Source organism: Frigoribacterium sp. UYMn621, from assembly GCF_040549525.1.
Classification (GTDB): domain Bacteria; phylum Actinomycetota; class Actinomycetes; order Actinomycetales; family Microbacteriaceae; genus Lacisediminihabitans.
The window spans coordinates 623,584-646,576 of sequence record NZ_JBEPTM010000001.1 but is presented as its reverse complement, the minus strand read 5'-3'; the positions used below and the strand labels follow the sequence as shown (position 1 = coordinate 646,576).

Below are 22,993 nucleotides of genomic sequence, written 5' to 3'. Positions count from 1 at the left end.
CCGATACTCGTGCGCGTAGCTGTATTCGGCGCCGGCGGATTCCTCGGTGCATGGACTGTGCGGGCGCTGCTGGCGGCAGGTCATGACGTCGTCGGCGTAGTGCGCCCGACAACCGACCTCTGGCGCGTAGGCGGGTTGCCGGCCCTCACTCTCATCTCCCAAGCCAGCGAGGAGTGGCCGTCGATCGTTGAACGCGGGCGCTTCGAGATCGTCATGCTCCTCGACTGGGAAGGCGTCGCATCCTCCACCCGAAACGACGAGATCCAGTGGAGCAACCTCGAGCGTCATCGATTGCTGGTCGAGGCGGCAGCTGAAGCGGGCGTGCGTCGAGTCGTCGGGTTAGGTAGCCAGGCCGAGTACGGAGCGCGCACGAACCGCTCCGACGAAGAGTCGCCCACGAATCCGGAGACGACATACGGCGAGGCGAAGGTCGCGGCGATGCTGCAGTTGCGAAACCAGTGCGAATTACTCGGACTCGCGTGGGTGTGGGCGCGGGTGTTCTCGGTGTATGGGCCAATGGACAACGCGGGGATGCTGCTCGCCAGCATCGCGGGGAGCCTCGGCTCGAACGTGGACGTCGCCCTGTCCTCGGGGCAGCAGCGCTGGAGCTACCTCTATGCGTCTGACGCCGGGGCCGCGCTCGCGACATTGGCGACCGCTGCTCAAGCGGGTGGCATCGTGAACGTCGGCCACCCGATCGCCCCGCCGCTCAGGGAGATAGTCGAGCAATTCGCCAGCAATTTCGACAGTGGCGGCCGGCTCTTGTTCGCCCCGGCGCCCGCAGATCCCAGCGAGATCGCCCATCTGGAACCCGCCACGCTGCGACTTCTAGCGCTCGGCTGGACGCCCGAGGTTTCTCAGGCACACGGGCTGTCAACCACTGCGGACTGGCTCACAGGACACGGAGTCACCGATCCGTATTTCGCCAGCCTCCAACTACCGCGCCCGGCAGGCGCTAGAGAGCAGAACTGACCGCAAGGTCACTGGGGCTCGCGGGGTAGTCGAAGGGAAGCGGCTGCTGGCCGGAACGGCTCACATACGGGAACTGGTCGTGGATGAAGTGCCCACCCTCGACCTTCGGCGTGATGAGGGCCTGCGGCGGGACGACGAACTCGACCAACTTGAGTCCACGCTCGAACATTCCCGACTCGATGTCCTGGACAGCGGACACGCGGCTGAACGGAATTTCATACGCCGCCGCGATCTTCCTGAGGTCGGGGGTCGAATAGCCCTCGCCGCTCGCGTGATAACGACTGCTCGTGTTCGAATCCTGGAATTGCTTGATGATTCCGTATCCGGAGTTGTTGAACACCACAATGGTGATCGGAAGCTCATAGTTGACCGCGGTCTGAAGCTCCTGGATGTTCATCTGGAGTCCGCCATCGCCGATAACGCATACGACTGGCGTTTCAGGTCGGGCGATCTGAGCGCCGATTGCCGCGGGAAGGCTGTAACCCATAGGCGAGTTACCGCCGGAAGTGAACAGGTAAGAATCGTCTGGAGCATAGGCCTGAAAGAGCCAACAGAGATTGGCGCCGGTATCCGAGACGACTATTGCTCCCTTCGGCAGGTACTTCTGGAACTCCTGGACGGCGTCGTAGGGGTTCAACTCCCCTGGCTCGACGGATGCTTCCCAACCGGAAGAGTTGGACTCCTTATCGGCCTGCACGAGCTCGAGCCATGGCTGGGAGTCGTACTCGAACGAAACACTTCCGAGCACGGGCGCCAAATCGGTCAGGTCGAATGCGCGTCCGGTATAGCGCGGGTTCGCGTGGAACTTACGTATCTCTTCCTCGTCGACGTCGACGACAAAGATGTCGGCGAACGGCGCGTAAGCACGAGGGTTCCCTGTTCGTTGCCGGTTGTCGAGCCGGCTGCCGAGGGAAAGGATCCTGTCGGCACCCTGCACGCTCCAGTTCGCATGGCGCGAGCCGTAGACGCCCTGTGACCCTTGGTAGCCCGGGCGTGAACGGTCGAGATAGGTGAGTCCGGCCCAACTCGCAATGTAAGGGATGCCGTGCGCCTCACACCAGTCCTGGGCGATCTTCGCTGTTCCCGCAAGGCCCAACCCTCCACCCATGATGACGAGCGGGCGCTGGGCGTTCTCGAGAAAGCTCTCGATCTGAAGCCCGATCTCCCGGGCGTCGATCGCCCCGAGTAATGGCTGGACGTCGACGTCGGAGAGGGCATTCAGGTAATCCTGCTCCGACACGGGGTCCTGCTGCACGTTCATCGGGACGTCCACTACGACAGGGCCCATCCGTCCCGAAGTGGCGATCGCGACGGCGTCACGCAGCGCCACCGCGAGCTCGGCTGTCGTTGAGACCTTCACGGCCATCTTGGTGATCGTGGAAACCATGGACACGATGTCGGTCTCCTGGAATCCGGCCTGGCGCACATCCGCACCGATAGTCGTCTTGCTCTCCCGGTCGTTGACCTGCCCGGTTATGTGAAGCGCCGGAATCGAGTCGAACCACGACGACGCGATACCGGTGATGAGGTTTGTCGCGCCCGGGCCGCTGGTGACCATCGTTACGCCGATCTTGCCTGTAGTGCGCCAGATGGCGTCAGCGGACATCGCCGCGGCCTGCTCGTGCTGTACACAGACGTAGTCGGTCGCGCTGTTGCGTCCGAGCGCGTCGATCATGAAGACGCACGCACCGCCATTGACCACGAAGACATTCTCGTGACAGCGCGCTGCAATGAAGTCTGCGATCAGATCGGAGCCGGTCTTATGCGAGGCCCATACGTGCGCGTTCATTTTCACCAGTTCTTCCAGGGAGTCGACCCGCGGTCCCGTAGTCGGTTGGAGAGGTCAGATACCAGTGTCTCTCGACAAGTATCCAACGGCTTCCAGCTAATCGAAGTTAATTCGCTCGCGTTCGAACATCGGCGGTTCCGGTCTCACGCTCGAATGAATGCTCAGGATGTACTCACCGATGAGCCCGAGGAAAAAAAGATTGACCCCACCAAACAGAAAAGTCGCCACGATGAGCGTCGGGATTCCTGGAGCGGCCGACGAGCCGCCTACGAGGAAAATCAACAGGTTGACGATGCCTATCACCACCCCGACAAAGGCGAAGACGAGCCCAAGAAACAGAGCCCACCTGATGGGAGTTCGCGCTGTCGTGACGATTCCGTTGAGCGCCTGGTCGATGAGATCGGGAATCGAGTTCTTCGACTTGCCGACATCACGTCGGGCCCATTCGTAGGTGTAGGTCTCGAAGCGTGGGTTGGTCTGCGCCACAAGACCGCGAATGTAGGGGTAGCTCCCGCCGACCTCGGAAATCGCGTCGATCACCTCACGACGAGCGACCATGAATTCACCCGCGTGTGGAGGCGGGGTCGCTCCCCCGCTCGACCGAAGCGCTAGATAGTAGGAATTGCGGGCAGCACGCATCAGGATGCTCTCCCGACGGTTTGCGCGGATGCCATAGACAACCTCGACAGCGGGGGTCAGGAGCGCGATCATCCCGGGGATGGCCGACGGAGGGTCTTGGAGGTCAGCGGGGATCATCGGGACGATGATGTCGCCGGTGACACTCTTCAGGCCGTTCGCCATGCTGCGGAACGGTCCGACATTTCGCGAATTGACTATCACCTTCACGTGGGGATCAGCGGCGGCCAATTCCCGGAGAGCGGACAGAGTGCCATCCGTGCTCGCGTTGTCGCAAAAGATATGTTCGTAATCGAACTCGCCAAGCTCGATCTCCATCACCCGCGCGACCTCGGCCGCACAGGCGGCGACGTTTCCCTCTTCGTTGTAGCAGGGGGTAATGATCGAAATCTTCTGTCTGGTCATCGCTCGCGCACATCCACCGCCCAAGACTATCGGTCGCCTCGTCGGTCACTGACGCGTCCGTGGCGATGCCATGACCGGGCACGGGCCGGGCGGATCCTTAGGATGGGGTGCTACCGTCGCACGGGGAAATTAATCACTCGATGAGCACCGCGGAGTCTGGCCATGAGCGATAACACCCCGGCTGACGCGGCAGCCGACGGGCGGCCACGGGGGCCGATTCGATTCGTTCGAAGGCTCCTTCGGGACGAGCGTGTGCGATTCCTAGTCGTCGGCGGGTTCAATACCGTGGTCGGCTACGGCATCTTCGTACTAGTCCAGCTCACTGTAGGCAGACACACCAGCTACCTGCTGAGTCTGTATGTCGCCACCTTCCTGGGCACGATGGTCGCGTTTCTCAGCCACCGTAGGTTCACGTTCAGGATTGCCGGGCGACGCAACATAGTTGTCGAATTCTTTAAGTTCGCAAGCGTGAATAGCGTCTCGCTGGTGATCAACACCATCGCCCTTCCGCTGCTCGTCGAGCTAGGCGGACTAAATCCACTGCTCGCCCAGGCGCTAATCGTGATCGTGACCACCGTAGTCAGCTACATCGGGCACAAATTTTTCTCGTTCCGAAGGCAGAAGAGCACTGGCGAAGCCCACGATGTCCTGTAGCCCCACCGAAGTAGGATTGGTGTCGCTATGCCTGCCCCTGAATCGCCAGCTCACGACACCGGACTCCCGGTGAGCCGCGTCGCGGTCATCACCGTCAGTTACGGCTCATCAGGTGTGCTTGATGGCTTCTTGGCGAGTGTTCCCGCTGCGAGCGCGAGTCCGGTCGCCGTCGTTATCGCAGACAACAAGCCGGAAGGCGCGGACGGTGTTCGCGACCTGGCCGTGGCGAACGGAGCGGAGTACCTGCCCCTCGCTGGCAACCCTGGTTATGGCGGCGCTATCAATGCCGCCGTGAAGAACCTCCCGCCGACGGTGGAGTGGATCCTGGTCAGCAATCCTGACCTTGTGCTCGGGGCCGGCAGCATCGACTTCCTCCTCACGACGGGAGACTCCAACCCGACAATCGCTGCTGTCGGGCCAGCGATCGTGACGAAAAACGAGGTGTACCCATCGGCGCGTTCGATCCCGTCGCTGCGAAATGGAATTGGACACGCCCTTTTCGCCAACGTTTGGCTCGGAAATCCGTGGACGAAGGCCTACCGCAAAGACTCCCAGTACGAAGCAATCCGTCGTGACGCCGGGTGGCTTTCCGGTGCCTGCGTGCTCGTGAGACGGAGCGCCTTCGAGAGCCTCGGTGGATTCGATGAGATGTTCTTCATGTACTTCGAAGACGTCGACCTCGGCTATCGCCTCGGAAAATCAGGGTTCCGAAACGTCTACGAGCCCGCAGCCGTGGTCGAGCACTCCGGCGCTCACTCCACTGAGTCGCCCTCCGAGTCCGCTCGGATGATCGCGGTGCATCACGAAAGTGCGCTGCGGTTTCTCGGCAAGAAGTACAGCGGTCCGCTCCTATGGCCGGTGCGCTTTGTGCTCGGAATCGGGCTCTCCATACGCTCGGCTGTGCTGAAACGTCGATCCGGCCATCACTAGAATCGTCACGACCGTGCCAAGGAGGCATCCTCCCCATGAAAATCCTCGTCACCGGCGGCGCCGGTTTCATCGGCTCGAACTTCGTTCGACGCACCCTGCAAGACGCCTATGCCGGTCTCGAAGGCGCCGAGGTAATCGTGCTCGACGCGCTCACCTACTCTGGAAATCTCGAGAACCTCGCCCCGATCGCAGGCTCCCCGCGCTATGAGTTCGTGCACGGGGACATCCGCGACTCCGAACTTCTCGACACCTTGCTTCCGACCGTGGATGCCGTCGTGCATTTCGCCGCGGAATCCCACGTCGACAGGTCAGTGCGCGACTCCGGCATTTTCGTTGAGACCAATGTGCTCGGCACCCAGCGGTTGCTCGATGCGGCCCTGCGCGCCGATCTCCAGAGATTCGTGCATGTATCGACCGATGAGGTCTACGGATCCATCGCCGAAGGCTCGTGGGACGAGTCACGGCCGCTCGAGCCTAATTCCCCCTACTCTGCATCGAAGGCCGGAAGCGACCTGCTGGCCCGCAGCTACTTCCGCACGCACGGCCTCAACCTGTCGATCACGCGCTGCTCGAACAACTACGGCCCGTATCACTTCCCCGAGAAGGTCATCCCGCTGTTCGTCACGAACCTCATCGACGACAAGCACGTTCCGCTCTATGGCGAGGGCAACAACATCCGCGACTGGCTGCATGTAGACGACCACTGCCGCGGAATCGCGATGGTGCTCGTCGGCGGCCGCGCGGGCGAGATCTACAACATCGGCGGCGGCACCGAGCTCACCAACAAGGAGCTGACGCAGCTGCTTCTGGATGCCACGGGCAAGGACTGGTCGTACGTCGACCGGGTCACCGATCGCCTCGGCCACGACCTGCGCTACAGCGTCGACATCAGCAAGATCCAGACCGAACTCGGGTACGCGCCGCAGGTGCCGTTCGAGCAGGGACTCGCGGATGTGGTGCAGTGGTACCGCGAAAACCGCGCCTGGTGGGAGCCCCTCAAGGAGCGTGCGGCGCTGTGACTCGATACCTCATTACCGGAGCGGCCGGCATGGTTGGCCAGGATCTACAGCAAGCCCTGTCCGGCCGGGAGATCACGGCGCTCAGAAGGGCGGACCTCGACATCACCGATTTCGATGCCGTTCGCGATGCGGTCGATGGTCATGACGTGGTCATCAACGCTGCTGCCTACACCAAGGTCGATGACGCGGAAGAGCACGAAGACGAAGCCTTCGAGATCAACGCGACGGGGGCCGAGAATCTTGCAATCGCGGCATCGCAAACAAGTGCACGGCTTGTGCAGCTGTCCACCGACTACGTTTTCGATGGCACGGCGAAGTCCCCCTACGGGGAATCCGCACCGCTGCACCCGATCTCGGCATATGGTCGCACCAAGGCCGCGGGTGAACAGCGAGTGCTATCGGCGTACCGCAACGGCTCCTACATTGTGCGCACCGCGTGGCTCTACGGCGCCGGGGGCCCCAACTTCACCAAGACCATGCTGCGACTCGCGGCAAGCCACGAGACTGTGAGCGTCGTGACCGACCAACTGGGACAGCCCACCTGGACCGGCGATCTCGCCCGCCAGATCGTGGAACTGCTCGACGCGGATGCCGCTCCGGGCATCTATCACGCCACCAATTCCGGCGAAGCGAGCTGGTACGACTTCACCCGCGAGATCTTCCGGGTCGTCGGACTCGATCCGGAGCGGGTGACGAAGACCACGAGCTCGGAGTTCGTGCGCCCGGCGCCACGTCCGGACTACTCGGTGCTCGGGCATGATGGCTGGGCGGCCGCAGGCCTCTCGCCTATGAGGAATTGGAAGGCCGCTCTTTCTGCGGCTTTTTCCGCCGGAGCTCTGGATCTCGCTCGTTGACTTCTAGCGCGATGCCCCGGCACGACGAACTATGCACACGACGTTGGATGTTGACAGCACGACGGGAAGCCCGGGAAAATACAACGCTCGCTTGATAGCGGCTGAAACTGCGATAACCGGTCCCGCGACGAGAGAGTAGATCCCATTGGCGACGGAAGTCGCGAAGCCATGGCGACGCGCACCACGGAAGGCGACAACCTCGAGTCCGGACTGGAGTGCGAAGAACGTCATTTTGAGATATCCGATGGCGGTGACGTGCGTCGGATCACCATTCTGGAGAGGATTGCCCAGCCAACTGTCGGCATTCGGGAAACGGAAGATCATCCTGCCCCCCTCGCGTAGAGAGCTGGACAACTCGGTGAGAAATGCCGGCACCGACTCCTGCGGTATGTGCTCGAGCACGTCGAAGACCGCGATCAGGTCGAAGGTGCGGCCGGCGAGTTGATCCATTCGATCGGCGGCAAAAACCTCATAGCCAGAATCAATCCCCGCCTGGACCAGACCGGGATCCAGTTCCGTTCCCATGACATTCCAGCCTTTCGACCTGCAATACGCGAGAAACGATCCATTGCCGTAGCCGATTTCGAGTACATCCTGGATACCGTCCCGCCCAGCCCGCATGTCCTTCAGCTCGCTGGCGAAATAGGCCGCTTCGCCAGCCGAAAGGAGACCGAACGGCGTCTGGTCGACCCACCCTTTCCACTCCACATAGTCGGAGCTGCCGGAGCCTGGTTCGTCATTCGACACGTGAGGACTTTCGGTTCGAGAGCTGCTTCGAGATTGCACTCCCATGATTGCACGGTGTTTGGGGGGATCGGAGCCGCGGGATGATGACGGAACTAGCGATGGAGGCTGGCCCCCATTCGCGGGGTCCGCGGCTCGCTGGTAATGTCGATGCGGGGGAATCGGCGATCCCCGACAACTTCATTGGAGTGGCATGACGACGACCCTGCGCGTGATCGTTGACCAGATCGTCGCCCCCATCCCCGGCGGCATCGGTCGCTACACGGAAGAACTCACCCGCGAACTGATCCGCACCGCGCCGAGGGGCTGTCACGTGAGCGGTATCGTCTCGTCGTCTCCCGAATCGGACTACGAACTGATCGAAACGGTGCTCCCCGGCCTCGAGGGACTGTTCAAGAGTGCCCTCGCTCGCCGTGAGCTGGAGTTGGCCTGGCAACACGGATTCACCCGCCTGCCGGGGAGCGGAATGATCCACGCGACCGGACTTTTCGCTCCGCTGTTCAAGCACGATCGAGTGAACAGCGTCGGCGAGCAGATCGCAGTGACCATCCACGACACCATCCCGTGGACCAACCCGGAGGCCCTCTCTTCGCGACGCCTCGGCTGGTACAAGGCGATGGTGAAGCGCGCCCACCGGTACGCGGATGCCGTGGTCGTGCCGACCCATACGGTGGCGTCCCAGCTCGCCGAGATCCACGATTTCGGCGACAGGGTGCGAGTGATCGGCGGAGCGGTGAGCTCGAAGCTCACCCTTCCCGTGGATCCAGACGTTCGTGCTGCGCGCCTCGAACTGCCGGAGCGGTACATTCTCAGCGTCGGGACGCTCCAGGCCCACAAGGGCATCGCACAGCTGATCCAGGCGATGGCACTCCCCGAGCTCGAGGGCTACACCCTCCTGATCGCCGGGCCTGAGGGGTCACAGGGCCTCGACATCGCCGGCATTTCCGCCGAAGCGGGACTGGCCGAGGGCCGGGTGCGCGCCCTCGGCTTCCTGGCCGATGCCGACCTCGCTGTGGCCCTCGATCGCGCAGCAGTCTTCGCCTTCCCGAGCCTGGCCGAGGGGTTCGGGCTGCCGGTGATCGAGGCTTTCAACTTCGGAACACCGGTCGTGCACTCGGACGATCCAGCCGTACTCGAGGTATCTGCCGGAGCCGGGCTCGCCGTCGCTCGCGACCCCACCGATTCATACGGCGAGCGGCTCGCCGAGGCGATCGGCCGGGTCCTGGCGGATCCCGCGCTTGCCGCGCGAATGGGATTTGCCGGAAGGGATCGGGCACGCACCTTCAGCTGGGCGGACTCGGCCGAGAAGGTGTGGCAGTTGCACGCTGACCTGTAGGTCTCGACACGGGCGCTGAGCGCCCTACTCGACCAGCAGGTCCGGGCGCTGAGCGCCCTACTCGACAAGCTGGTCCGGGCGCTGAGCGCCCTACTCGACCAGCAGGACTTACGGGGCCGGCGTCGCCGTCTTCGGGCTTGTCGCGGCCTTCACCGCCGCATGCAGCTGTTCGTAGTCCGGCTTGGCCGGATTGAACGTGGGCGGCACCAGCTCGAGATGGGTGATCGGCAGCTTTCGCGCCTTCTCCGCGAGGTCGACGAAGCCGGGCAGAGCCACCGACGGCACATCCGTCTTGACGACCTGGGCGCCGGCCGCCGCGATGTCCTGGAACTTGGTGACGACGATATTGGGCTGGAACTGCTTCACGATCGCCTCTTGCACCACCCGCTGGCGGGCCATCCGCTCATAGTCGTTGCCCATGTAGCGGGATCGCCCGTACCAGAGGGCGAGCGCGCCATCCAGGTGCTGAGGGCCGGCCGGGAAGGTGCCGTAGGGCTTCGTCGCGGTCACTGGTCCGTAGGGGAGCTTGGCGGGCACGTCGATCGTCACCCCGCCGAGCGCGTCGATCAGGTCGGCGAAGCCCTGCATGTCGATCAGGCCGTAGTACTGGATCTTGAGGCCGGTGACACCCTCGGCAGCATCCTTCATCGCCTCGATGCCGGCCGAGCTGCCCTTCGATGCAGCATTCGGGTAGAGGGACTTGTGCTCTTCTGCGTAGGTGTACAGGTAGTCGATGAGGCACTGGTCGCCACAGTCGTAGCCGTTGGGGAACGGACCGTAGAGCGGCGAACCTTTGGCGAACTGGATCTGCTCCATGTTGCGCGGGATACCGATGATCGTCGTGGCTCCGGTTTGCGCGTCGATGCTCGCCACCGAGGTGCTGTCGGGTCGGAGGCCGGTGCGGTCGGGCCCGGCATCGCCGCCCAGCAGCAGGATGTTGTAGCGCCCATCGACCGGCGCGGCCATGTCGCTTCCGGCGAAGATCGCACTGACCGCATTGCGCGCGCTGCCGGCGCTGACGGCTCCGTAGCCGGCGACCCCGGCAGTGGCGACGAGGGCGAGGATCGACAGGGCGGCGATCGCGGGACGCATCGCCGGCGCGGTGGCGATGAGCCTGGTGAGGCGCAGGGTGTCGAGGGTGAGCACGATCCAGAGCGCGGCGTAGGCGGCAAGGACGACCTGGATGACGGTGAGCCCGATCGGGTTGGTCACGATGCCGAGGATCACGGCATGGGCGACGATCCACGTGATGATGCCGACGATGCCGATGCCCCAGAGCAGGAACGTGGTGGCGACACCGAAACGTCCGAGACGACGATTGCCGGCGAGAATCTGCGCCGAGCCGGGGATGAGCAGGTTGAGACCGACGAGCCACCAGGCCCGCTTGGTCATGGTCGGGGTAGAGCGCAGATCCGGGGTTCGAATCGGGCTGGTCGCGGTCATCGCGCTCACAGGCTCGACTTCAGCGCGGTGTTCTTCTCCGTGACGGATTCTTCGAGATCGCGAGCGAAGCCGGCGAGCGCGGCAGAGAGAGCGGGATCGGAGATCGCCAGCATCCGGATCGCCAGAAGCCCGGCATTTCGTGCGCCGCCGATCGACACCGTCGCCACGGGAACTCCGGCGGGCATCTGCACGATCGAGAGCAGGGAATCGAGCCCGTCGAGTTTCGCCAGGGCGACCGGCACTCCGACCACGGGAAGGGTGGTGACGGCCGCGAGCATTCCCGGAAGGTGGGCGGCGCCACCGGCACCGGCGATGATCACACGGATGCCGCGGTCCGCTGCATCCCGCCCGAAGGAGATCATCTTCTCGGGGGTCCGATGGGCCGAGACCACCTCCACCTCGTGGGGCACGTCGAACTCGGCGAGGACCGCTGCCGCGTCTTTCATGACGGTCCAGTCGGAGTCGGATCCCATGACGACGGCCACGATGGGCCGCGAAGAAGACAGGGGCTCGGGCATAGCGATCAGCCTAAAGGTCAGTTCTGATAATGCTCTGCAGCGGCACGCGCCTGGAACACGACCTCGTCGAGGTCGGCTCCCGCTGCCGTGACATGACCCACCTTGCGCCCGGGCCGGGGAGACTTGCCGTAATTGTGCACCTTCACCGAGGGCTCATCGGAGAAGGCGTGCGGATAGCGGTCGTCGAGGTCGCCTGTTGCCGGACCACCGAGGATGTTGACCATCACCGACCACTCGTCACGGCATCCGGTCGCGCCGAGCGGCAGGTCGAGCACCGCGCGCAGGTGCTGCTCGAACTGGCTCGTGGTGGAGCCGTCGATCGTCCAGTGCCCGGTGTTGTGGGGGCGCATCGCGAGCTCGTTGACGAGCAACCGTTCGTCGGTCGTCTCGAAGAGCTCGACGGCGAGCACGCCCGTGACCCCGAGATTCTCGGCGACGGAGCGGGCGATCTCCTCCGCGACATCCGCGAGGCGGCCGCGGGAGGATGGGGCTGGCGCGATCACTTCCGAGCACACGCCGTCGCGCTGGATGCTCTCCACGACCGGCCAACAGGCGATCTCCCCCGACGGGCGGCGCGCCACCGACTGGGCGAGTTCGCGTCGGAACTCCACCAACTCCTCGGCGAGCAGCGGATGCCCGAGGGCGAGCCAATCGGAAGCCTCGGCCGCGGTGCGGACCACCCGCACCCCTTTTCCGTCGTAACCGCCGGTGGCGGTCTTCACCACGGCGCGGCCGCCGTGGTCGGAGAGGAATTGGGCGAGCTGAGCTTCCTCGTCGATTCGCGCCCAGTCGGGCACCGGGAGGCCGAGAGCCGACAGGCGCCCTCGCATGAGGAGCTTGTCCTGGGCGTAGAGCAGGGCCTCGGGGCCGGGCCGCACCGTCACGCCAGCCTCGAGGAGGGCCGCGAGCACCTCCTGCGGCACATGCTCGTGGTCGAAGGTCACGACGTCCACCGTGCGGGCGAAGGGGAGGACGGCGGCGGCATCCCGGAAGTCGCCGAGCGTAGTCACCGCGAGGGACGCCGACTCGCCCGCGGTTTCGGCGAACACACTCAACTCGATGCCGAGGTTCACCGCCGCGGGGATCATCATCCGCGCGAGCTGTCCGCCACCGATCACACCTACCCGAAGAGTCACGCTGCCAGCCTAACGATGGCTGACCGGCGCAACTGCGCCTCTGAGATAGGATTTACTTTTACCACGTCGAGGGGATTCTGTGCTCGCTAGATTGATTTCTCTCACGCGGGCGCTTTACTCCAAGCTGCTGAGATACGCTCTCAAGTTCGGAGTGATCGGCTTGGCCGGGTACTTCATCGACGTGTCCATCTTTAATCTTCTGCGGTTGGGCGTCGCGGGCGACGGCCACTTCTTCCAAGGCCCGATCGGAGCCAAGATCCTCTCGGCCGGTATCGCGACCGTCGTCACGTGGTTCGGAAACCGCTACTGGACCTTCCGGGAGCACCGCCGCCAGAACTACCTGCTCGAGCTTGCCGAGTTCAGCGCGGTGTCGGTGGGAGGCATCCTCATCGGGCTCGCCTGCCTGTGGGTCTCCCACTACCTCCTCGGCTTCACCTCGCTGCTCGCCGACAACATCTCCTCGAACCTCGTCGGACTCGTGCTCGGCACCTCGTTCCGCTTCCTGCTCTACCGCTTCTGGGTCTACGGACACCACCGTGCCGACGGCCTGACCGCTCGCGAGCACAAGGCCGAGGCGGCGCGCATGGCGATCTTCGAAGACGAGCAGAGCGCGAGCGAAGCCGCCGCGAGCTGAGGCTACGGCCGACCGAGGGCGCGATAGCTCCAGCCCGCGGAACGCCAGGCGACCGGGTCGAGGCAATTGCGGCCGTCGAGGATCGCCGTCGTGCCGACCACTTCGCCGAAAGCCGCCGGGTCGAGGTCACGGTATTCGCGCCACTCCGTCAGCAGGAGCACCGCGTCCGCGCCCTCCGCCGCATCGGCGGCGGATGCGACGTAGTCCACGTCGGGGAAGCGGCGTCGCGCCGTCTCGACGGCCTGGGGGTCGGTGGCGCGCACCGTCGCTCCGGATTCGATCAGCCGGAGTGTCACATCGAGGGCCGGCGAGTCACGCACATCGTCGGAGTCGGGCTTGAACGCGAGCCCGAGCACAGCGATGCGTTTGCCCGCGAGCGAACCCCCGACGACTTCCTTCGCCAGGTCGACCATGCGCTCGCGACGCCGGTTGTTGATCTGGTCTACCTCGCCGAGGAAGGTGAGCGCCTGGTCGACGCCGAGTTCCTTCGCCCGCGCCATGAATCCGCGGATGTCCTTGGGGAGACATCCGCCCCCGAAACCGAGGCCGGCGTTGAGAAAACGGCGTCCGATCCGCGCGTCGTAGCCGATCGCATCAGCCAGCTGTGTCACGTCGGCCCCGGTCGCCTCCGCGACCTCGGCCATCGCATTGATGAAGGAGATCTTCGTGGCGAGGAAGGCATTGGCGGCTACTTTCACCAGCTCCGCGGTGGCGAAATCCGTGACGACCTTCGGGGTACCCCCGGCCAGCGCCCGGGCGTAGACCGCGTCGAGGGTGCCTTCTCCCCGACCATCGCCCGGGTCGAGTCCGTAGACGAGACGATCCGGAGCGAGGGTGTCCTTCACGGCGAAACCCTCGCGAAGGAACTCTGGATTCCACGCGAGCGTCGCGCCGGAACCGTGGGCGGTGATGACATCGGCCAGCCCCCGGGCGGTTCCCACCGGCACCGTGGACTTCCCCACGACGAGGTCGCCCGCTGCGAGCTGCGGAAGGAGGGAGTCGACCGCCGCACGCACGAAACGGAGATCCGCCGCGTCACTGCCCGCGAGCTGGGGCGTTCCCACCGCCACGAAATGGACCTCGGAGCCACTCACCTCCGAGATATCGGTGCTGAACCTCAGGCGGCCGGTCTGCATCGACCGCGAGAGAAGCTCCGCAAGGCCGGGTTCGAAGAAGGGCGGGGTACCCGCTGCCAGAAGAGCGATTCTGTCCGAGTCGACGTCGATGCCGATGACCTCGTGCCCCAATTCGGTCATGCAGGCGGCGTGCACCACGCCGAGATAGCCGCAACCGATCACAGATATTTTCATGACATCCCTCGGGCAGGTAGACACACGATCAGGTGAGACACACGATCAGGTGAGACGAACGATACTGAACTCAGCGCTGTCCCCACGCGGTCGTCTCGTCACTGGGTGCCGCATCCCGCCCCGAACGCGAGGCCTCGGCCTGGCGCCTGGCCGCTATCGGGTTGAGGCTCTTCTCCATGAGGTCGTGAAGCGCGGCCTGCACGAGGTCGGCCCCTGGCACGTCTCGAAGTACGACGGGCTGGTCGAGCCCGGTGTTGATGAGGATGTTGCCGCTGCGGAACATGGTCTGCAAGCCGTTCTGGCGCACCGTCACGTCGTAGCCCCGGCTGTGAAGCAGCTCCTGGCGGATGCGCACGAAGAAGCCGGTGCGCAGGATGATTCGGCGAGTCGTGATGACGTATCGCTTTCCCAGCCAGGCCACGAGCGGGAGCAGCCACAGGAGCACGACCACGAGGGCGGCGCCGGCCAGCAGGGCGATGTTCTGCCAGGACTCGGCAAAACTCCCCTGGAAGTAGCCGACGGCGGCCGCGACCGCGATGAATAGCACGCTCGGCCAGAACAGGACGCGGCCATGCGGCCTCAGCCGGGCCACCACCCGCTCGGTGTCCTGTGCGTCGCTCATCACCTATTCATACCGCAGATGGGTCACGTCGCCGGCGGCGACAGCCACTACCCGGCCATCCGAAGACTTCTTCACCCTCAGCCGACCACTGCCGTCGATGCCGACCGCGGTGCCGAGAAGCTCATCACCGCCGGGCAGGAGCACCCGCACCTGGCTACCGAGAGTGCTGCACAGCTCGCGCAGCTGCTCCCCGATGCCGCTGGCCTCCGGGTCGGCTCCGAACTTCAGGAATTCGGCGTACAGCCTTCCCAGCTCGCCGAGATAGCCGGCGAGCGCGCGGTCGGCGAGTTCGGCATCCGGAACGACCGGATCGTTGAGGCCCAGGGATGTCGCGGTCGGCGTCGGCAGGTCCGCCTCGCCGATGCTGAGGTTGAGACCGGCGCCCATCACGACGGAACGCCCGCCGGGGAGCAGCTCGGCGAGCAGCCCCGAAACCTTCCGCCCATCGATCTGCACGTCGTTGGGCCACTTCAACCGCACGGAATGCGCCGGAACGAGTGGCGCGAGCGCGTTCGTCATGGCGATCCCCGCGATGAGGGACAACCACCCGTAGTGGTCGATCTCGAGGGGCTCTCCGGCGGGAAGTCGCGGCCGAAGCAGCACGGAGATCGCGAGAGTCTGGCCCGGCGGCGCGACCCAGACACGGCCGAGTCGTCCCCGTCCATCCGTCTGGCTTCCTGTGACGAGAACGGAGAAGTCGGGCCAGTCGTCCCGCTCGGCACCGGATGCCCGGGATGCCAGCTCGGTGTTGGTCGAGCCGCACTCGTCGAGGATCTCGAGGCGGGAGGCGAATGCGGCGCTGCGGGGAAGCTGCATCCCCCAAGGCTACGGGCACCATCGATGAGCTTTGTAGGATCCCACCACCGGGTCGCGCGGAAGCCCGACGGTAAAGTGAACGCGTGACTGCTGATACGAACGCCACGAATGACCTGTACACCACCGCGGGCAAGCTCGCCGACCTGAAGGTTCGTTATCACGAAGCTGTGACCGCGAGCGGTGAGGCGGCCATCGAGAAGCAACACTCCAAGGGCAAGAAGACCGCGCGGGAGCGCATCGAGCAGCTTCTCGATCACGGATCCTTCGTCGAACTCGACGAGTTTGTGCGCCACCGCACCCACGCCTTCGGCATGGAGAAGAAGCGGCCCTACGGCGACGCGGTCGTCACCGGCACCGGCACGATCCACGGCCGCCAGGTCGCGGTCTACAGCCAGGACTTCACCATCTTCGGCGGATCGCTCGGCGAGGTGGCCGGAGAGAAGATCATCAAGGTGATGGATCTCGCCCTCAAGACCGGCGTGCCGATCATCGGAATGCTGGACTCGGGAGGCGCTCGCATCCAGGAGGGCGTCGTCGCGCTCGGCAAGTACGGCGAGATCTTCCGCCGCAACACCGCCGCCTCCGGTGTCATCCCCCAGATCTCGATCATCATGGGACCGGCAGCCGGTGGCGCCGTCTACTCCCCCGCGCTCACCGACTTCGTGATCATGGTCGACAAGACCAGCCAGATGTTCGTGACCGGGCCCGACGTGATCAAGACCGTCACCGGCGAGGACGTCGGCATGGAGGAGCTCGGCGGAGCCCTCACCCACAACAAGATCTCAGGCGTCGCGCACTGGCTCGCCAGCGATGAGGATGACGCGCTCGACTACGCCCGCACGCTGCTCAGCTTCCTGCCCGACAACAATCTCGCCGAGCATCCGGTCTACGAGAGCGACGTCGAACTCGAGACGACGGATGCGGACCGCAAGCTCAACACGGTGATCCCGGACAGCCCGAACCAGCCCTACGACATGAAGACGATCATCGAGCACATCGTCGATAACGGCGACTTCCTCGAGACCCAGCCGCTCTTCGCCCCCAACATCGTCGTCGGCTTCGGCCGGGTCGAGGGGCGCGCGGTGGGGGTCGTGGCTAACCAGCCGAACGCCATGGCGGGAACCCTCAACATCGAGGCCGGCGAGAAGGCGAGCCGCTTCGTGCGGTTCTGCGATGCCTTCTCGATCCCGATCCTGACCCTCGTCGACGTTCCCGGTTACCTGCCGGGCACCGACCAGGAATGGACCGGTGTCATCCGCCGCGGTGCGAAGCTGCTCTACGCCTACGCCGAGGCCACCGTGCCGCTCGTGACCGTCATCACCCGCAAGGCCTACGGAGGGGCCTACATCGTGATGGGCTCCAAGCAGCTCGGAGCTGACCTCAACTACGCCTGGCCGACCGCCGAGATCGCGGTCATGGGCGGGCAGGGGGCCGTGAACATCCTCTACCGCAACGAGATCAAGGCAGCCGAAGCGGCGGGAGAGGATGTCGCGGCGGTACGCACGAAGCTCGCCAACGAGTACACCTACAACGTGGCATCTCCCTTCCTGGCTGCGGAGCGCGGTGAGCTCGACGGGGTGATCGAACCCGCCGCCACCCGGGTGGTGGTCGTGAAGGCCCTCAGGGCGCTCAGGACGAAGCGGGCCACCCTGCCGCCCAAGAAGCACGGGAACATCCCGCTGTGACCCTCCAGCAGCCGGGGAGGGACGATGTGGAGCCTCTCGAGTCGAACGAGGGACCGGGGTTCGAGGTGATCGCGGGGCGGCCCACACCGGCAGAGCTGGCCGCGGTGACCGCAGTGCTCACGTCGATGATCGAGGAACTCGAGGACGGGCAGCGCGCCGAGGGTCTCACCGTCAGTGCCTGGCAGCGCAGCCAGCGCAGCATCCGTAGACCGCTCATTCGCGGTGCGGGAGCCTGGCGCTCCTTCTCTGGATAGATCGCAGGCGATATTGTGACCCCTTCGGGGGTGATACTTCGGTATCGCGCAAATCCGAGCGCGAAATATCCGGATTCCGCGGTGTTTGCGACGGAATCAGCATCGTTGTAGCGCAGCCACCGCTCTATAGCTCACGGAATGACCGCATGTACCCCGGGATCCGTCGAGGGGGACAACGATATATTGCGTCTGACGGGGCCCTTTTATAAATCGGGGGACAAAACTGTCCCCCGAATGTCCCCCGAAGTGTCGACTTTGCGGGAGTACCTCGGGGACGCAGTATTGATCTTGCTAGGTGTTGCTCTTCGAGTTACACCGCCAACCATGGACCGACTAGGGTAAGCGGGTTCATGGCTTGGGGGCGGGTCAGGGCAATATTCGGGTTATTGCCCTGACCCGGAGCTTGAAACGGGATCGGCCTTCGGGGGCCGGTCCCGTTTTCCATGTCCGGGGCCGCGGTACCGGTTTTCGCAGCCGAGTTCTCGCAGCCCCGCGTTCACAACCTCGCCTGTGCCGCTCCGGGTTTGCAGGGCCGCTCCGGGCTTTCCGGGCTGCGCTTTCAGGGCTGCGCTTGCAGGGCGGGCGTCGCTCGGCGCCGCGATGGGGCTGCCGGTGATGCCGACTCAGGCCGGGACTGCCGCCCCGGCGCGCGGAATCTCGAGCCAGAGATCCACCCGATCCTCTTCATCATCGATTCCCTGGCTGCCGAGCGCACTGGAATGTCCCTCGTCGAACGACGAGAGCCCCACCACGGTCACCGCGATGTCGGAGCCCTCGGGCACGGTGCGCGCGATGAGCTTGCCGGTCTTCGTGTCGCGGATCGCATCTGCCAGCCGATTCAGCACCCGTTCGAGGTCCGCGTCGGAGAGGTCGTCGATGCCTCCCTCGTCGAGAAGGGTGACGATGGTCCCGTTGCGGCGGGCGATCATGATCTGCTCACGCACTCGGTCGTTCAAGAGCTTTCGGCCGCGGATCTCATCGCGGATCGCGCCCTCGAGGTAGAGGCATTCGAGGCGCTGCGAATCGGTGAGTTCGCCTCCGACCGCCACGATCTGACGCAACATCGGCAGCGACATCCGGCTCGTCTGGCCGAGACGGAACTGCCTCTCGGAGACATGAGCCTCCTGGGCCGCTCGCCACTCCACGGCCTCACGCTCGGCGAGCGCATACTGCCGGGTGTCCCTGCCCGCCTTCGCGAGCGAGAGGGACAACGCCTGCGAGACGGCGACCCAGCTGACGCTGCCGATCACTCCGTACGCGACGAGTCCCCCGGGGCCGGCCCAGGCCACCGTCTGCACCACGAGGGCGGCGGTGCCGATCCAGGCGAAGGTGTGACGTCGCCGCGTGGACGTGATGACCATCAGCGTGCCGATGGCGGCCGTGTGCCAGGCGGCATACGTGCCCTTCGCCTCAGCCTGGTCGAACTGGCTGGTCACGAGCAGTGGCACCACGACGGCGACGGCGACATTGAATGCGGCGACCCACGTCGGCATCCGCTGGGTGCGCGAGAGCAGGAGGCTGAGCAGGGTCGCCACCCCGAACAGCACCATCGCGGCGATGTAGGGGGCCTTCTGGTGGGGCACATCGATTGACACCACGGCGAGCACGAGGTGGTACGCGGAGAATATCGCCGCGAGGGAGACGATGAGGAGGCGGGGCACGGAGACGATCACGGGGTCTGGCCTTCCCCGGTCGTCGCAGAAGTGGTCGTGACAGAACCGGGCGTGACAGAACCCGTCGTGACGGCGCCGGTTCCCAGAGTGGCACCCGCGACCGTCGAGGCCTCGCTATCCAGGTGCCCCTGCCCGCCCGAGGGAGAACTCACCTGGGGCCAGGTGATCCAGATCACGGCGCCCCGGTCGATGCCCGCATCCACCTCGACGGATCCGCCGGCGTTCGCGACACGCTCGATGATCGACACCCGAAGCCCGAGGCGCTCGCTCGGAACGCTGTCGAAAACGAATCCCGCTCCATCATCACCGACCCCGATCCGGATGCCTCCCTCCGCCGCCCCCTCGACGACGAGCCAGCGATGCACGTCGGCGCCGGTGCCGGCGTGCTGGAGGCTGTTGACCATCGCCTGCATCGCGGCCGAGTGGACGGCTTCCGAGGACTGGACCGGGATGGTTGCCGTCCCGACGGGCCGCGTCCGCAACTCGAAGGGCCCGGAGAGGGTGCTCATCGAATCCACGATCCGCCCCGCGAGCTGATCGAGGGTGACCGTCGCGTCGTCGTCGGGTGATGCGGCCGCGGCATCCTTCAGATGGCCCATGGCGTTGCGGGCCATGCGCGTGGCGAGTTCCTTCGCCTCCGGTGTGTAGGCGCGGGCTGCCGACAGCAGGGTGGTGAGAACGCTGTCGTGCACGATGGAATCCACCTGCACCCGCTCTACCTCCGTCGCATGCTGCCTCACGGCGTGCGCGTAGCGGTCGAGGGCGGTGCCCTGCGCGTTGTCCACTGAGGCAGCGGCCTGTCGCAAGAGGGTGATCAGGATCAGAACGGCACCGCCAAGGATGATGGCGTAGGCGATGTCGAGGATCGCAGAGGCGACGCTCGCGCCGCCACCGGCCGGGGTGATCCGCACGAGGCCGTAGATCACCGGTGTGACGAAGAGGTAGGCGGTCGCCTCCCAGGTGGTGAAGGCGATGGCCGCTGTGGACGTGGCGACCGTGCACAAGAGCCAGAGCCACGGTCGCTCGGTCGTTGCGGTGAGCGGCTGGTTGACGACGAATGGCCATCCCGCGAGGGCGACGAGGTAGGCGAAGGAGACGTACGCATTGACTCCGCGCACCCATCGCTTCGCGAAGGACGCCACCAGCGTCGCGACGATGCCGCCGTAGATGCCGACACCGAAGGCGATCGCCCAGACTGTCGACGCGGTCGGCAGCTGCTGAAGCGCAGAGGGCACGGCCTGGGCGCCGAACACCAACCCGAAGATGGCCACGGATCGAGACACGACGGTCTCGATCTGCGGTCGGCTGATCGGATTGTGTGGTTGCCGGGCCAGTGATCCGGGCGGCGGCGAACCTCCCTTAGCGGCCATCACCACCATCCGGGTCGAGACCCGGCAGGATTCCGTCTTCCACGGCTCGACGCAGCAGATCGACCTTCGTCGGCGCCGGTCGACCCACCTCCACGTACTTCACGCGGATGCGGTCGAGGTATTCCCGAGCGGTCGAGTACCCGATGCCCAGCTGCTGCGCCGCAAGCTTCAGAGGAAGGCCAGACGCATACAGGTGCAGGATCTCGCGCTCGCGACGCCCGAGCTGGGCCTTGGCGAAATCGCGGTCCGCGTCGATCGCTGTCGCCCATTCGAGGTTGTTGAGCACCTCGCCGCGCGCGACGGTCTCGACCGCCGACATGACGGTCTTCGTCGCTGATGATTTGGGGATGACTCCGGCCGCTCCGGCGGCAAGCGCCTCACGAACCGAGGCGACCCGATCGGCGATCGAATGGATCAGCACGGCCGAGCCGGTGGCCTGCACCCGCTTGACGTTCTCGGTGACCGTCGAACCATCGCCGAGCGACAGGTCGAGCACGACGACGTCGTTCTCCCGACCGGCGAGGTTGTCGACGAATTCCTGCACGGATGCCGCGGCGAGAATGAAGTCGAATCCGGCTTCGATACAGGCGGCCTTGAGCCCCAGTCTCACCGATTCATGGTCGTCTACGACCGACACCCGCACTGCACTCTGGTGCATTCGGGGTGTGGGTTCCTCAGTTGTGGTCTGCGCCATGGTCGATCCCGTCTGCCCCCGTGTTGCTGCTCATTCAGTCATTCCCCCGGAGACCATGGTACCGGCCGCCAGGGCGCCCGGAGGCGAGAGAGGCGGCATCGGGGCACGTGTGTCGCAATTGGCCGACGAGCTCACGCCCTCCGCCTGCGGATATGAGGGATGCGGCGGCGCATCCTCTCCGCACGGCGGGATGGTCGGTGTCTACGCCTTCGTGAGGGTCGCCACCGCTTCGACGTGGTGCGTGTTCGGGAACAGGTCGAAAGCCCGCAGCCGGGTGAGCGCGTAGCCTCCGGCGGCGAACAGCGCGACATCCCGCGCCAGGGCCACCGGATCGCACGCCACGTAGACGACCTGCGCCGGGTCGAGGGTGAGCAGTTCGTCGACGACGGCCTTGCCTGCCCCCGCACGCGGCGGATCGAGGATCACCGTTCCGGCACCGAGCCTGGTGCGTTCGCTCGGGCTCGCGGTGGATCGAAGCTGCCGCAGGAAGTTGTCGACCCGTGCGGTGACGGCAGCGGCGCCCACCCACTCTGAGAGATTCTCGGCGGCGTGGTCGGTCGCCAGTGGGTCGCTCTCCACGGTGGTGATGCGCAGGTGGTTTCCGAAACGGTCCCCGACGGCGGCCGCGAGCAGTCCGACTCCGCCGTAGAGGTCGAGGTTGGCCGCACGAGGATCGAACAGGCTCGCATCGATCGCCTCCTGGACGGCGAGAGTGAGGGTCTCCGCAGCGTGACGGTGCACCTGCCAGAAGCCGCGGGCATCCAGGCGGAACTCCCGGTCGCCCACCCGCTCGACAATGCGTTGCGGCTTCGGTCGCTCGGCCTTCTCGCCCTTTCCCCGCTCTCGGCTGGGCTTCGGGGCGTTGCCGGTGAGAACGAAGGGATTGCCCACGCTCGGCACGACCACGTCCACGTGGTCGAAACCGGGGAACCGCTCATCGAGGGGAGTGATCGCCGCGACCTCTGCGGTCGCGAGCGGAAGGTCCGTGACCTCGACGACGTGGTGCGAGCGCGCGGCATACGGGCCGGGCGTGCCATCGGCCGCGACGTGCAGTCTGAGGCGGGTGCGCCATCCCGTGCCATCCGGAGTGCCGGGAATCGCGTCGACGGTGACGTCGCTCTCGATACCGGCCATGCGCTGCAGGGAATCGGCGAGCACCTGGCGCTTGAGCTCGCGCTGGTGACCGATCTCGATGTGGCCGAACTCGGCACCGCCGGCGCGCTCTTCCGGTGCACGATCGATGGATGCCGCGCCCCAGATGTGTGGCTGGCGGTGCTCGGATGCCGTCACCACGGCCACCGTCTCGGCCCGCCAGAAGGACTTCTTAGAGTCATCCGTGATGCGGGCCAGCACCCGCTCTCCGGGGATGGCGTCGCTCACGAAGATCACGCGGCCCTCGTGCCTCGCCACCGCAACACCCCCGTGGGCTACGTTGGTTACGTCGATCTCGACCTCTGTGCCCAGCAATTCACCCATCCCCCGAGCTTGCCACAGGAGGC

The 22,993-nt window shown here is 65.3% G+C and carries 22 protein-coding genes; 9 read left to right on the top strand and 13 right to left on the bottom strand.

The features are described 5' to 3' along the window. Positions 1 to 9 precede the first annotated feature (9 nt). On the top strand, positions 10 to 972 hold the full coding sequence (locus ABIB54_RS03405; protein WP_354574106.1) for an NAD-dependent epimerase/dehydratase family protein: 963 nt from the start codon (positions 10 to 12) through the stop codon (positions 970 to 972). Here ABIB54_RS03405 and ABIB54_RS03400 read toward each other — a convergent pair. After that, on the bottom strand, positions 956 to 2,761 hold the full coding sequence (locus ABIB54_RS03400; RefSeq protein ID WP_354574105.1) for a thiamine pyrophosphate-binding protein: 1,806 nt from the start codon (positions 2,759 to 2,761) through the stop codon (positions 956 to 958). The genes ABIB54_RS03405 and ABIB54_RS03400 overlap by 17 nt on opposite strands. A 96-nt stretch (positions 2,762 to 2,857) precedes the next feature. After that, positions 2,858 to 3,802, bottom strand: coding sequence for a glycosyltransferase family 2 protein (locus tag ABIB54_RS03395; protein ID WP_354574104.1), 945 nt, complete (start codon positions 3,800 to 3,802; stop codon positions 2,858 to 2,860). Between the two features lie 162 nt (positions 3,803 to 3,964). On the opposite strand from ABIB54_RS03395, the gene ABIB54_RS03390 reads away from it, so the two are divergent. The 4 genes from ABIB54_RS03390 to rfbD are packed head-to-tail and all read left to right on the top strand — an operon-like array spanning position 3,965 to position 7,259. After that, entirely contained in the window at positions 3,965 to 4,456 is a 492-nt protein-coding gene (locus ABIB54_RS03390; protein WP_354574103.1) for a GtrA family protein, read from the top strand. A 27-nt stretch (positions 4,457 to 4,483) separates the two neighbouring features. Continuing rightward, entirely contained in the window at positions 4,484 to 5,386 is a 903-nt protein-coding gene (locus ABIB54_RS03385; RefSeq protein ID WP_354574102.1) for a glycosyltransferase family 2 protein, read from the top strand. A 35-nt stretch (positions 5,387 to 5,421) separates the two neighbouring features. Then, positions 5,422 to 6,405, top strand: coding sequence for a dTDP-glucose 4,6-dehydratase (gene rfbB, locus ABIB54_RS03380; protein WP_354574101.1), 984 nt, complete (start codon positions 5,422 to 5,424; stop codon positions 6,403 to 6,405). Beyond that, positions 6,402 to 7,259, top strand: coding sequence for a dTDP-4-dehydrorhamnose reductase (gene rfbD, locus ABIB54_RS03375; RefSeq protein WP_354574100.1), 858 nt, complete (start codon positions 6,402 to 6,404; stop codon positions 7,257 to 7,259). Before rfbB ends, rfbD begins: the two co-directional genes overlap by 4 nt. Before the next feature lie 3 nt (positions 7,260 to 7,262). On the opposite strand, the gene ABIB54_RS03370 is transcribed toward rfbD, so the two are convergent. Next, a complete protein-coding gene (locus tag ABIB54_RS03370; RefSeq protein ID WP_354574099.1) occupies positions 7,263 to 8,006 on the bottom strand; it encodes a class I SAM-dependent methyltransferase in 744 nt (247 codons plus the stop codon). 190 nt (positions 8,007 to 8,196) lie between these two features. Here ABIB54_RS03370 and ABIB54_RS03365 point away from each other — a divergent pair, with 190 nt between their 5' ends. Beyond that, positions 8,197 to 9,339 (top strand): glycosyltransferase family 4 protein, encoded by a 1,143-nt coding sequence (locus ABIB54_RS03365; protein ID WP_354574098.1) that lies wholly within the window; start codon positions 8,197 to 8,199, stop codon positions 9,337 to 9,339. Positions 9,340 to 9,447: 108 nt separating this feature from the next. Here the strand turns inward: ABIB54_RS03365 and ABIB54_RS03360 are convergent, their stop codons facing one another. The 3 genes from ABIB54_RS03360 to ABIB54_RS03350 are packed head-to-tail and all read right to left on the bottom strand — an operon-like array spanning position 9,448 to position 12,436. Next, positions 9,448 to 10,782, bottom strand: coding sequence for an LCP family protein (locus ABIB54_RS03360; RefSeq protein WP_354574097.1), 1,335 nt, complete (start codon positions 10,780 to 10,782; stop codon positions 9,448 to 9,450). Between the two features lie 5 nt (positions 10,783 to 10,787). Then, positions 10,788 to 11,300 (bottom strand): 5-(carboxyamino)imidazole ribonucleotide mutase, encoded by a 513-nt coding sequence (purE, locus tag ABIB54_RS03355; RefSeq protein ID WP_354574096.1) that lies wholly within the window; start codon positions 11,298 to 11,300, stop codon positions 10,788 to 10,790. Between the two features lie 17 nt (positions 11,301 to 11,317). Further along, entirely contained in the window at positions 11,318 to 12,436 is a 1,119-nt protein-coding gene (locus ABIB54_RS03350) for a 5-(carboxyamino)imidazole ribonucleotide synthase (RefSeq protein WP_354574095.1), read from the bottom strand. A gap of 91 nt (positions 12,437 to 12,527) precedes the next feature. Here ABIB54_RS03350 and ABIB54_RS03345 point away from each other — a divergent pair, with 91 nt between their 5' ends. Beyond that, positions 12,528 to 13,070, top strand: coding sequence for a GtrA family protein (locus ABIB54_RS03345; RefSeq protein ID WP_354574094.1), 543 nt, complete (start codon positions 12,528 to 12,530; stop codon positions 13,068 to 13,070). A gap of 2 nt (positions 13,071 to 13,072) precedes the next feature. Here ABIB54_RS03345 and ABIB54_RS03340 read toward each other — a convergent pair whose 3' ends face one another. From ABIB54_RS03340 to ABIB54_RS03330, 3 genes are all read right to left on the bottom strand, one after another. Next, complete coding sequence (locus ABIB54_RS03340) at positions 13,073 to 14,380, bottom strand: UDP-glucose dehydrogenase family protein (RefSeq protein WP_354574093.1); 1,308 nt, start codon at positions 14,378 to 14,380, stop codon at positions 13,073 to 13,075. A gap of 70 nt (positions 14,381 to 14,450) precedes the next feature. Continuing rightward, complete coding sequence (locus ABIB54_RS03335) at positions 14,451 to 15,002, bottom strand: PH domain-containing protein (protein ID WP_354574092.1); 552 nt, start codon at positions 15,000 to 15,002, stop codon at positions 14,451 to 14,453. Positions 15,003 to 15,005: 3 nt separating this feature from the next. Next, positions 15,006 to 15,818: a biotin--[acetyl-CoA-carboxylase] ligase gene (locus ABIB54_RS03330; RefSeq protein ID WP_354574091.1), complete on the bottom strand. Its 813-nt coding sequence runs from the start codon at positions 15,816 to 15,818 to the stop codon at positions 15,006 to 15,008. 83 nt (positions 15,819 to 15,901) lie between these two features. On the opposite strand from ABIB54_RS03330, the gene ABIB54_RS03325 reads away from it, so the two are divergent. Both ABIB54_RS03325 and ABIB54_RS03320 read left to right on the top strand, forming a co-directional pair. Continuing rightward, complete coding sequence (locus tag ABIB54_RS03325; protein WP_354574090.1) at positions 15,902 to 17,503, top strand: acyl-CoA carboxylase subunit beta; 1,602 nt, start codon at positions 15,902 to 15,904, stop codon at positions 17,501 to 17,503. Further along, complete coding sequence (locus tag ABIB54_RS03320) at positions 17,500 to 17,757, top strand: acyl-CoA carboxylase subunit epsilon (RefSeq protein ID WP_354574089.1); 258 nt, start codon at positions 17,500 to 17,502, stop codon at positions 17,755 to 17,757. The genes ABIB54_RS03325 and ABIB54_RS03320 overlap by 4 nt, the downstream gene beginning before the upstream one ends. Positions 17,758 to 18,380: 623 nt before the next feature. Here ABIB54_RS03320 and ABIB54_RS03315 read toward each other — a convergent pair. The 4 genes from ABIB54_RS03315 to ABIB54_RS03300 form a co-directional block, all read right to left on the bottom strand. Continuing rightward, positions 18,381 to 19,430, bottom strand: a complete 1,050-nt coding sequence (locus ABIB54_RS03315) for a DUF8320 family protein (protein WP_354574088.1) — start codon at positions 19,428 to 19,430, stop codon at positions 18,381 to 18,383. Further along, complete coding sequence (locus ABIB54_RS03310) at positions 19,427 to 20,800, bottom strand: sensor histidine kinase (RefSeq protein WP_354574087.1); 1,374 nt, start codon at positions 20,798 to 20,800, stop codon at positions 19,427 to 19,429. Before ABIB54_RS03310 ends, ABIB54_RS03315 begins: the two co-directional genes overlap by 4 nt. After that, on the bottom strand, positions 20,790 to 21,494 hold the full coding sequence (locus ABIB54_RS03305) for a response regulator transcription factor (RefSeq protein ID WP_502917046.1): 705 nt from the start codon (positions 21,492 to 21,494) through the stop codon (positions 20,790 to 20,792). Before ABIB54_RS03305 ends, ABIB54_RS03310 begins: the two co-directional genes overlap by 11 nt. Positions 21,495 to 21,695: 201 nt before the next feature. Then, positions 21,696 to 22,970: a class I SAM-dependent RNA methyltransferase gene (locus ABIB54_RS03300; protein ID WP_354574085.1), complete on the bottom strand. Its 1,275-nt coding sequence runs from the start codon at positions 22,968 to 22,970 to the stop codon at positions 21,696 to 21,698. Positions 22,971 to 22,993 lie beyond the last annotated feature (23 nt).

Coding starts and splice junctions, on each gene's coding strand:
- ABIB54_RS03340 (WP_354574093.1), bottom strand. CDS start 14,380: ATGAAAATATCTGTGATCGGTTGCGGCTATCTCGGCGTGGTGCACGCC.
- ABIB54_RS03400 (WP_354574105.1), bottom strand. CDS start 2,761: ATGAACGCGCACGTATGGGCCTCGCATAAGACCGGCTCCGATCTGATC.
- ABIB54_RS03330 (WP_354574091.1), bottom strand. CDS start 15,818: ATGCAGCTTCCCCGCAGCGCCGCATTCGCCTCCCGCCTCGAGATCCTC.
- ABIB54_RS03385 (WP_354574102.1), top strand. CDS start 4,484: ATGCCTGCCCCTGAATCGCCAGCTCACGACACCGGACTCCCGGTGAGC.
- ABIB54_RS03390 (WP_354574103.1), top strand. CDS start 3,965: ATGAGCGATAACACCCCGGCTGACGCGGCAGCCGACGGGCGGCCACGG.
- ABIB54_RS03310 (WP_354574087.1), bottom strand. CDS start 20,800: ATGGCCGCTAAGGGAGGTTCGCCGCCGCCCGGATCACTGGCCCGGCAA.
- rfbB (WP_354574101.1), top strand. CDS start 5,422: ATGAAAATCCTCGTCACCGGCGGCGCCGGTTTCATCGGCTCGAACTTC.
- ABIB54_RS03335 (WP_354574092.1), bottom strand. CDS start 15,002: ATGAGCGACGCACAGGACACCGAGCGGGTGGTGGCCCGGCTGAGGCCG.
- ABIB54_RS03305 (WP_502917046.1), bottom strand. CDS start 21,494: ATGGCGCAGACCACAACTGAGGAACCCACACCCCGAATGCACCAGAGT.
- ABIB54_RS03360 (WP_354574097.1), bottom strand. CDS start 10,782: ATGACCGCGACCAGCCCGATTCGAACCCCGGATCTGCGCTCTACCCCG.
- ABIB54_RS03395 (WP_354574104.1), bottom strand. CDS start 3,802: ATGACCAGACAGAAGATTTCGATCATTACCCCCTGCTACAACGAAGAG.
- purE (WP_354574096.1), bottom strand. CDS start 11,300: ATGCCCGAGCCCCTGTCTTCTTCGCGGCCCATCGTGGCCGTCGTCATG.
- ABIB54_RS03365 (WP_354574098.1), top strand. CDS start 8,197: ATGACGACGACCCTGCGCGTGATCGTTGACCAGATCGTCGCCCCCATC.
- ABIB54_RS03300 (WP_354574085.1), bottom strand. CDS start 22,970: ATGGGTGAATTGCTGGGCACAGAGGTCGAGATCGACGTAACCAACGTA.